This window comes from Bergeyella anatis, from assembly GCF_036016955.1.
In the GTDB taxonomy this organism is placed as follows: domain Bacteria; phylum Bacteroidota; class Bacteroidia; order Flavobacteriales; family Weeksellaceae; genus JAYWXI01.
Map to the genome: position 1 here is coordinate 63,479 of NZ_JAYWXI010000012.1, position 9,153 is coordinate 72,631.

The 9,153-nt window shown below is 44.4% G+C and carries 9 protein-coding genes and 1 rRNA gene; 6 read left to right on the forward strand and 4 right to left on the reverse strand.

Annotated features, from left to right (window positions below):
- Positions 1-7: 7 nt before the first annotated feature.
- From prmA to folP, 4 genes are all read right to left on the reverse strand, one after another.
- On the reverse strand, positions 8-844 hold the full coding sequence (prmA, locus tag VQ048_RS09520) for a 50S ribosomal protein L11 methyltransferase (protein WP_327611462.1): 837 nt from the start codon (positions 842-844) through the stop codon (positions 8-10).
- Between the two features lie 278 nt (positions 845-1,122).
- The gene (locus tag VQ048_RS09525) at positions 1,123-1,569 is read right to left on the reverse strand and encodes a hypothetical protein (protein WP_327611463.1); all 447 of its coding nucleotides are present in this window, start codon (positions 1,567-1,569) and stop codon (positions 1,123-1,125) included.
- Between the two features lie 69 nt (positions 1,570-1,638).
- Positions 1,639-2,304 (reverse strand): TrmH family RNA methyltransferase, encoded by a 666-nt coding sequence (locus VQ048_RS09530; protein ID WP_327611464.1) that lies wholly within the window; start codon positions 2,302-2,304, stop codon positions 1,639-1,641.
- Positions 2,305-2,315: 11 nt separating this feature from the next.
- Positions 2,316-3,164, reverse strand: a complete 849-nt coding sequence (gene folP / locus VQ048_RS09535) for a dihydropteroate synthase (protein ID WP_327611465.1) — start codon at positions 3,162-3,164, stop codon at positions 2,316-2,318.
- Between the two features lie 109 nt (positions 3,165-3,273).
- Between folP and VQ048_RS09540 the strand changes: the two genes are divergently transcribed.
- From VQ048_RS09540 to VQ048_RS09565, 6 genes are all read left to right on the forward strand, one after another.
- Complete coding sequence (locus VQ048_RS09540; protein WP_327611466.1) at positions 3,274-3,840, forward strand: DUF1599 domain-containing protein; 567 nt, start codon at positions 3,274-3,276, stop codon at positions 3,838-3,840.
- Positions 3,841-3,861: 21 nt separating this feature from the next.
- A complete protein-coding gene (locus tag VQ048_RS09545) occupies positions 3,862-4,941 on the forward strand; it encodes a BT_3928 family protein (protein ID WP_327611467.1) in 1,080 nt (359 codons plus the stop codon).
- A gap of 65 nt (positions 4,942-5,006) precedes the next feature.
- Positions 5,007-5,357 carry a tellurite resistance TerB family protein gene (locus VQ048_RS09550; protein WP_327611474.1) on the forward strand — a complete coding sequence of 117 codons (351 nt, stop codon included), beginning with the start codon at positions 5,007-5,009 and terminating at the stop codon, positions 5,355-5,357.
- A gap of 22 nt (positions 5,358-5,379) precedes the next feature.
- Complete coding sequence (locus VQ048_RS09555) at positions 5,380-7,506, forward strand: S9 family peptidase (RefSeq protein ID WP_327611468.1); 2,127 nt, start codon at positions 5,380-5,382, stop codon at positions 7,504-7,506.
- Between the two features lie 56 nt (positions 7,507-7,562).
- Positions 7,563-8,324: a triose-phosphate isomerase gene (gene tpiA / locus VQ048_RS09560; protein ID WP_327611469.1), complete on the forward strand. Its 762-nt coding sequence runs from the start codon at positions 7,563-7,565 to the stop codon at positions 8,322-8,324.
- 622 nt (positions 8,325-8,946) lie between these two features.
- A 16S ribosomal RNA gene (locus VQ048_RS09565) occupies positions 8,947-9,153 on the forward strand; the annotation flags it as partial.

Here is a 9,153-nt window from a genome sequence, read left to right on the forward strand (position 1 = left end):
CGGAGATTTAAGATTGGGTTTTTGTCAATAAAAGGCTCATCCATTCTTCACGTTGTTGGCGTTTTTCCAAGCGGAGACCGTGGGCGTTGCACACGTCCAAAATATCGTCGACATCGAAAAAGCATAACCCGGAAAGAAGAAGCTGTCCGCCTTCGTTCAGTACCGAAACATACGTGGGGATGTCCGAAATCAAAATGTTACGGTTAATATTGGCTAAAATAATATCGAAATTTTCGTGTCCTAAACTTTCTGCGGTGCCTTGGGCGATCTCCAATTCAACCTGGTTTCGTTGGGCGTTTTCCACCGAATTTTCCACCGACCACTCGTCGATGTCAATGGCGACCACGCGTTTGGCACCTTTTTGTTTGGCATAAATGGCCAGTACGGAGGTGCCGCAGCCCATATCCAAGACGGTTTGATTCTGAAAATCCATTTCCATCATTTGTTGGATCATTAGGTGCGTGGTGGGGTGGTGGCCCGTTCCGAAAGACATTTTGGGCTGGATGATGATTTCGTGGAGTTGGGGGTTGGGCGGATGGAATTCCGCACGGATCAGTACCTTGTCTTCCACGTTGATTGGGTTGAAGTTTTTTTCCCATTCTTCGTTCCAGTTGATGTTGGGCATTTCCTGATACGAATAACTTATCTGGACCTCTTCGGTTTTTAGAAGCCAAAGGTTTTTGAGTTCCTCCTCGTTGAATCGTTCTTTAGGGATATAGGCCAAAATACCGTCGTGTTCTTCGGTAAAACTATCGAAACCAATTTCGATAAGCTCGGCCATCATTATTTCATTCCACGGTTGAAGTGGAGTGATTTTAAAATCGAATTCTAAATAATTTTGCATAAGGCAAAGATAAGGAAAGTGTAAAAAGAATCAAGCCGAAACAAAAATCGGAATCACGATTCTCCCCCAAGAGCAACCTCGTTTGGAAAATCGGAGACTCCGTATCGCTAAAAGCGCGGTTATGTGCAGTGTTTTTTAAAACTGATTTTAGTGAAGAAAAAATATTTGTTTTCTCAAGGTTGGAATAAATAAGCGTCAAATTAACATTCCACTTAAAAACCGGCCAGGGTGAATGCTAAAAGCCTCTGTTATTAGCAATTTGCTGATTTTTAACTCTTTTATTTAATGTTAAGTTGAAATTTCGGGTTGTTTCTTAAAGCCCAGTTGATGAAGGATAACAAGAAAAAAGGAATAAGTAAAAAATATTTGAATTCAATTTCCTGAGTGTATAGCAGGTACGTGATTATCGAGGCGTAAACCAGTAAAAAACCAACGACAAATCCCTTCACTATTTGGGGTAATCCTGAGGATTGCTTTGTCCAAAATAAATTTTCATTAATTTCAATCGGCAAAACTCTTTTTCCTGAACCTAAATTGAAATTCAGTTCTTTTTCAAAGTCTTTTTCTTTTACAAGAATTTTATGATTTCCAAGGCGGGTTATATAATCTAATTTGGGATTTTTGTAGTCTATATTCCCGATGAAATTTCCGTCGATAAAAATTTCGTAAATATTATTTCTTATGGACGATTTTTGATTGAGTTTCAGTTTTACTTTTCCATTCATCCTTTTTCAGAATTTTTGGCAAGTTAATAATTTTTTTTTATTTGTACAACGGCTTTTGTAGTAGAGGGATTAAGGGTTGGGAAGCTCTAAGTATCTTCGGTATATTTCTTCGCCACTTCGGATGGAGTTTACGGCCCAGCGGATTTTTAGAGGAAGTTGTTTTTCGGGGGAGAGTTTATAGGGAATTCCGGAGCGGATGAGTTTTTGCTTCAGGTCGTAGCAGCATAGTGCGGCCGCAACGGAGACATTGAAACTTTGGGTAAGGCCGTACATGGGGATGGCTAAGGTTTCGTCCACAAAATTTAGGAAATCGTCCGAAACGCCATGCCACTCCGTTCCGAAGATTAGAGCCGTAGGTTGATGGATGCTGAAATCAGGAAGTGAGGTGGCTTCTTTTTCGGGGGAAACGGCTACCAATCGGTAACCGCGGTCTTTCAGTTTTTGGAGGGATTCGATTTGGTGCTTCATTTTTTCGACATCCACCCATGTGTCGGCGCCTTTGGTTACTGTAAGGTTGGGTTCGAATACGTTTCGGGCTTCCATGGCCACCACTTTGTGAAAACCGCAGGCTTCCACGGAGCGGATGATGGCGGCGGCATTTCGGAACTGGTACACGTCTTCCATAACGGGAAGGACAAAATCGGAGCTTTCTTTGGCGTAGTGTTCGATTTTGGCCAGACGCTCTTCGGTTAGGAATTGTTTAAGGTAATCGTAGGTTTCTTGGAGGGATTTCATGAGGGATGGTTTTATTGGGATTGCAAGGTGGTTTTCCAGTAGTTGATGGTGGCTTTGGTTTCTTTTACGTCGTGTACGCGGAGGATTTTGGCTCCTTGGGAAAGGGCTTTGAGGTGTAATTTTTGGGTTTCTTCCACGATATCGTTAGGGGTTTTGTTCAGGGGCTTGTAGATGAAGGATTTTCGGGAAATTCCGATCAGAACGGGAAAGCGTCCCCATCCGATTTGGCGGGTGTTTTCCAAGAGGGTGTATTGGTCTTCGATGGTTTTTCCGAATCCGAACCCTGGGTCTAAAATCAAATCTTTAAGTCCTAATTTCAAAAGTTCGGAGGCCTTGTCAAGCAGAAAGCGGTTGACGCTAAGGGCAATGGCTTCGTATTTTATTTGGTGGTGCATGGTTTGGTGGGAGGCATTGCTGTGCATGAGAATGTAAGGCAGTCCGCTTTGGATCACTTGAGGGATGAGCTCGGGGTCAAACTGTCCTGCGGAAATATCGTTAACGATGTCGGCTCCTTGGTCGTGGGCGAAAGCCACGGTTTTTCCCCAAAAGGTGTCGATGGAAATCAAGGTTTGAGGAAAATGGGTTTTCAGGGTTCGGATTAGGGAACCCAAACGTTCAATTTCCTGATCGGCGGAGAGGTATTGGGCTCCCGGGCGTGTGGATTGAGGTCCGATGTCGATGATATCGGCCCCTTCGGCAATCATTTTTTCGGTTTGTGCTAAGGCGGCTTTTTCGTTGTTGAATCGCCCACCGTCCGAGAAGGAGTCGGGGGTGAGGTTTAGGATGCCCATAATTTTCGGAGCGGAGAGTTCGACGAGTCGCCCGTTGCAATTGAGACTGAACGTTTGGTTTTGGAGCATGGTGCAATTTTAGATTTGCAAAAATAATAATTTGATGGCGAGGGCGGTTGGCCTGCGGGCTTTATTTTTAGGATGTTTTTCCTTACCTTTGGTAGCGCAAAGGATTTTTATGACAACAACTGCATTGCAATACGACGAGGTTATTGAGGCGTGCCGCCAATTGTTTTCTAAGAAGCTGCAAGATTACGGAGCGGCTTGGCGGGTGCTTAGGGCGAGTTCCATTACGGATCAGATTTACATTAAAGTTAAGAGGGTTCGCAACTTGCAGATGACGGATCAGATGATGGTGGAAGAAAGCGAGGAAGAAGGGTTTGTGGCTATGGTTAATTACGCCGTCATTGCGCTGATTCAGCTGGAGAGGGGCTTGGCGGAAGAATTGAATGCCAATCCGGGCGAGATTATGATGCTCTACGACCATTATACGCAGGAGGCAAAGCGGTTGATGGAAGCTAAAAATCACGATTATGGCGAGGCTTGGCGGGAGATGAGAATTTCCTCCATTACGGATTTAATCTACCAAAAGGTGCTTCGCACCAAGCAGATTGAGGATAATCAGGGGCGGACGTTGGTTTCCGAAGGGTTGGATGCTAATTATTTCGATATGCTTAACTACGCGGTATTTTGTCTCATTAAGCTGGCAGAAGAAAAAAAGACGTCGTCAGCCCCAAAGGCTTGATGGCGTTTAAAATTTTATTTCATGAAGGGATTTAAAGTGGTTTTGAGAGGGTTGGTGGCCTTGGTGTTTATTGGGTCAGGACTGGTGAAAGCGGTGGATCCGGTGGGGTTTTCGTTTAAGCTGGAGGAATATTTTTCGCCCACGGTTTTTGATAGTCCTTTTTTGGAGCGGTATGCTTTGCCTTTGGCTGTGGCGGTTTCTGTGGCCGAGGTATTGGCGGGCTTGTTTCTGCTTCTGACCTTGCAGGTGCGGAGGGTGCTTTTGTTTTTGATTGCGTTGTGTTTGTTTTTTGCCTTCCTTACGTTTTATTCGGCTTATTATAATGTGGTTACGGATTGCGGTTGCTTTGGGGATGCGCTTAAGCTTACGCCCTGGCAGAGCTTTTGGAAGGATGTGGTTTTGCTTGCGGGGCTTTTGGTGTTGTGGAGAAGTTTTCGAGAGAGTGCTCGGGGGCGGGGTTTTGGATGGCGGATTGGGTTTTTCATTTTGGGGGTAACGGTTTTGGCTTGGGTGGTTTACCGAGGGATCTGGCATGAGCCTTTGGTGGATTTTCGCGATTATAAGGTTGGCGTGGATTTAAACTCCGAAAAGCGAAAGATGGTAGAGAATCCCAACCAGTATGCGACTTTTTATCTTTTGAAAAATCAGAAAACGGGTGAGGAGCGGGAAGTCAATCAGGACGAATATGTTTTGGATCGGACGTTTTGGGCGGAAGGTTCTCCGTGGCAAATACAGAAAGATCGTACGGTTACGCTGTTGGTTCGGCAGGGGTATTCTTCTGAGATTTCCAAGTTTCGCCTTGAGGATGCTTTGGGTAACGATCGTACGCAGGAGATTCTGAAGGCCGATCGGGTGGTGCTTTTGTTTTCTTATCGTCCTTCGGCTATGGCTTCCGAATCGCTTGAAGCGGTGGGGCGGATTGTTTTGCAATACCCTTTGGTTTACGGGGTTTCCACGGAAACGGGAGCATTTCCTTCGGTGGAAACTTTTTTAATGGATGCCACTGCGATTAAAACGATTGCTCGGAGTAATCCTTTTGTTTTGGTTTTGGCTAAAGGCGTGATTGTGGAGAAGAAATCTTTGTCGGATTTTGTGAAATAATTTTGTTAAATTTGAAAAGGCCGATCGACGGCTGTAAACGGTAAAAATAAAAATTTAGGACGATGATACAAAAATCCAATAAATCGATTGCGGGTTATCATTTGCTGATGATTCTTTCGGCGGTGGATAACGAGTTTGCTCCTGAGGAAGGGCTAAAAATACAAGAATATTTATCGGAGGAGTTTCCTTTCCGGATGAATTTGGATAACGAGTTGGAAGTGATTGCCACGTTGCAACCTGAGGACTGGAAGGATCACTTTGAGTTTCACGCGCGGTGTTTTTTCGATGATTCGACCGAGAAAGAAAGGGTGAAGTTTGCCAAATTTGCCAAATCGCTTATTAAGGCTGATAGTGAAGTGAGTGAGGACGAGCACCGATTTTATAAACTCTTAAAAAATATTTGGAAGCTGGATTAGGGCTTTGTTAAAAAAATATAAAATGAAGTCTACGATTATTGCTTCTTTTTTTTGTTCTGTTACGATGATGTCTGCACAACACTGGCCGGAAATTGCCCCACCTGTCGCCGAAAAAAAACCGTATAGTCGTACGATCCACGGAGATACGGTGGAAGACCCTTACTATTGGTTGAACGATTATTTTAAGAAAGGGAAAGATTCGTCCAAGGTGGTGGATTATCTTGCGGCGGAAAACCGTTATTTGGAGGCGATGATGAAGGATACCGAGCCTCTCAGGGAAGAGCTTTTTCGGGAGATGAAGGCTCGAATTAAGGAAAAGGACGAGTCGGTTCCGGTGTTTAAGGACGGCTATTATTATTATACCCGTACCGAGGAGGGGAAACAGTACTATAAGTATGCTCGGAAGAAAGGCAGCCTTCAGGCTGAGGAAGAAATTCTTTTGGACGTGGATCAGATGGCGGAAGGCAAACCCTATTATTCGGTGGGGGGCTTTAGCGTAAGTCCGGATAACCAAAAGCTGATTTTTGGGGTGGATGAGGTTTCCCGCAGGCAGTATAAGCTTTTTTTGAAGGATTTGAGGACCGGTAAGGTGACGGATCTTAATATTTCGGGAACATCGGGGCATGCCACTTGGGCGAACGATAACCGGACGATTTTTTACACGTCGAATAACCCCGTAACGCTGCTTTCGGAGAAAATTATGCGTCATGTTATTGGTACGGATTCTTCCGAGGATGTGGTGGTTTATGAGGAAAAGGACAAGACCAATTACATTGGGCAGTATAAGTCTAAAAACAAGAACTATATTTTTATCGAATCTTCTTCCACGACGTCTTCGGAGGTGTGGTACCTTTCGGCGGATAAACCGATGGAGGCGTTTAAAGTTTTTCAGCCCAGAATGAAAAACGTTATTTATGATGTTGTGGCATTGGAAGATCGTTTTTTGATTCGAACCAACAAAGACGCGCTCAATTTCAAGGTGATGGAAACCCCTTTGACTAAGACAGGTGTGGGGTATTGGCGGGATTTTGTGGCTCATCGGGAGACGGTTTTGCTTGAGGGGGTGGAAGCGTTTAAGGATTTTTTGATTTTTAGGGAAAGGGAAAACGGTCTCACTCAGCTGGTTGTAATGCATCGGAAAACGGGGCGGAAAGAGCTTTTAGCGTTCGATGAGCCGACTTATACCGTTTACCCGATGGATAATCCGGAGTATGATACGGCTAAATTTCGTTTTGGATACACTTCGATGATTACGCCGATGTCGCAGTACGAGCAAGACTTGACTACGGGACGGCGGGTGCTGCTTAAGCAAACCGAAGTTTTGGGTGGCTATCGTAAGGAGGATTATGTGACGGAACGCCTGTTTGCTACGGCCAAGGACGGAACGCGGATTCCTATTTCCTTGGTTTACCGAAAGGATTTTGAGAAGAATGGCAAGCGTCCTTTGCTGCTTTATGCTTATGGCTCTTACGGAAATTCGATGAATGCTTCGTTTAATGTTCACCGGTTGTCTTTGTTGGATCGTGGGTTTGCCTTTGCGATTGCTCATATCCGCGGCGGTCAGGAAATGGGGCGGAAGTGGTATGAAGAGGGGAAAATGATGAAGAAAATCAATACGTTCACGGATTTTATTGCTTGCGGGAATTATTTGGTGGCGCAGAACTATACTTCTCCCGAGCATTTGTACGCTCAGGGAGGGTCAGCCGGAGGGCTTTTGATGGGGGCGGTGGCGAACATGGCTCCGGAACTTTGGAAGGGGATGGTGGCTCAGGTTCCTTTTGTGGACGTGGTCAATACGATGTTGGACGAAACGATTCCGTTGACCACTAACGAGTACGACGAGTGGGGGAATCCTAACGATAAAGCCGCTTATTATTATATGAAATCGTATTCGCCTTATGAAAATGTGGAACGTAAGCCTTACCCGAATCTTTTGATTACAACGGGGCTTCATGATTCTCAGGTTCAGTATTTTGAACCGGCGAAATGGACGGCGAGGCTCAGGGATATGAAGCAGGGGAATAATGTGGTATTGATGAAAACCGATATGGCTTACGGGCATGGCGGTGCGTCGGGGCGTTTCGATTATCTGAAGGATTTGGCTTTGGTTTATGCTTTTATGCTTAAGTTGGAAGGTTTAAATAAATAACATTATATATTATTGTGAAATGACGGAGTGAGGCTTCGTCCAAAAAAATAAACGGTATGAGAAAGAAAATTGTAGCGGGCAATTGGAAAATGAATAAGGATTTCCAGTCGGCCAAGGCGTTGGTTAATCAGTTAAGAACGTACGTGGATACCCACTCTGTGCATTGCGAGGTGTACATTGCGCCGCCGTCTTTATATACGGTTTCGGCGGTGGAAGAAGCGAAGGGGTCTGCACTTGGGGTGTACACTCAGGATGTTAGCGAGCACGAAAGCGGGGCATACACCGGAGAGATTTCAGTGGATATGGTGAAGTCGGTGGGGGCTCAAGGCTGTATCATTGGGCATTCGGAGCGGCGTCAGTACCATGGGGAGACGGATTCGCATTGCAATCGTAAAGTTAAGATGGCATTGGATAAGGGGCTTGTTCCGATTTATTGCAACGGGGAAACCTTGGAGCAAAGAAAGGCGGGGCAGCACTTGGAGGTCGTGAAGAATCAAACGGAGGTGGCTTTGTTTACGTTATCGGCGGAAGAAATCAAGAAAGTGGTGATTGCTTACGAGCCGGTTTGGGCGATTGGTACGGGGGAGACGGCTACGCCAGCGCAGGCGCAGGAGATTCACCAGCATATACGGGGGCTTATTGCTTCTAAATATGGGCAAGCGGTTGCTGATGAGGTTTCGATTCTTTATGGGGGGTCGGTAAAGCCGGATAATGCGAAGGAGATTTTTTCGCAACCGGATATTGATGGCGGATTGATTGGAGGAGCTGCATTGAAGCTGGAGGATTTTTCCAAAATTATAGAAGCTTTCGACGCTTAGTTTTTTGATTTGGCTTGGCTAAGTTTTAGGACCCCGACATTTTGTTGGGGTTATTTGTTTTTGGCGTGAGTTTATGCGTTTATACATTATATATATAATGGTATACGTATTGGGATTACGGTGTTTTTCTTGTTTTTGGATTTGTTTGAAAAAAAATCTTCTTGTAAATCAGTTAGTTGGGTTTTATGGGGTTAAAAAAAAGGTTTAGGGTATTGTGAAGAAATAAAAAAGTTGTATTTTTGCAGTCCCAAATGAGGGGAGCAGGAGATACGGATTGATAAAGTTGGAGTTTTAGAAAAAAAAACGAAAAAAATATTTTGTCAATTTAAAAATACTTTTTATCTTTGTGAACCGTGTTTGAGCGATCGACGCGGGAAGCGCAGAAGGGTAGGTTGATAGGATTGATTTTGAGATTAAGCTTACGAAAAAAAGTTTAAATTTTTTCAAAAAATATTTTGTCAGTTCAAAAATAAGTATTACTTTTGCACTCGCAAATCGGAAATAATGAAAGTTATTAAAGATTAAAGCGAAAAGAGAAGAGATCATTGAAATAAGATATAACAACCAAGTAAGGAAAAGACCAAAGCGAAGTCAAAGACTTTGAGTGAGTTCGGACAAACATACAATGGAGAGTTTGATCCTGGCTCAGGATGAACGCTAGCGGGAGGCCTAACACATGCAAGCCGAGCGGGATTTTTGGTGTAGCTTGCTACACTGGAATGAGAGCGGCGCACGGGTGCGGAACACGTGTGCAACCTACCTTTATCTGGGAGATAGCCTTTCGAAAGGAAGATTAATACCCCATAATATATTAATTGGCATCGATTGA

Bases quoted from the DNA above. Each gene is read 5' to 3' on its own strand.
- prmA (WP_327611462.1), bottom strand. From the start codon at position 844: ATGCAAAATTATTTAGAATTCGATTTTAAAATCACTCCACTTCAACCG.
- VQ048_RS09525 (WP_327611463.1), bottom strand. From the start codon at position 1,569: ATGAATGGAAAAGTAAAACTGAAACTCAATCAAAAATCGTCCATAAGA.
- VQ048_RS09530 (WP_327611464.1), bottom strand. From the start codon at position 2,304: ATGAAATCCCTCCAAGAAACCTACGATTACCTTAAACAATTCCTAACC.
- folP (WP_327611465.1), bottom strand. From the start codon at position 3,164: ATGCTCCAAAACCAAACGTTCAGTCTCAATTGCAACGGGCGACTCGTC.
- VQ048_RS09540 (WP_327611466.1), top strand. From the start codon at position 3,274: ATGACAACAACTGCATTGCAATACGACGAGGTTATTGAGGCGTGCCGC.
- VQ048_RS09545 (WP_327611467.1), top strand. From the start codon at position 3,862: ATGAAGGGATTTAAAGTGGTTTTGAGAGGGTTGGTGGCCTTGGTGTTT.
- VQ048_RS09555 (WP_327611468.1), top strand. From the start codon at position 5,380: ATGAAGTCTACGATTATTGCTTCTTTTTTTTGTTCTGTTACGATGATG.
- tpiA (WP_327611469.1), top strand. From the start codon at position 7,563: ATGAGAAAGAAAATTGTAGCGGGCAATTGGAAAATGAATAAGGATTTC.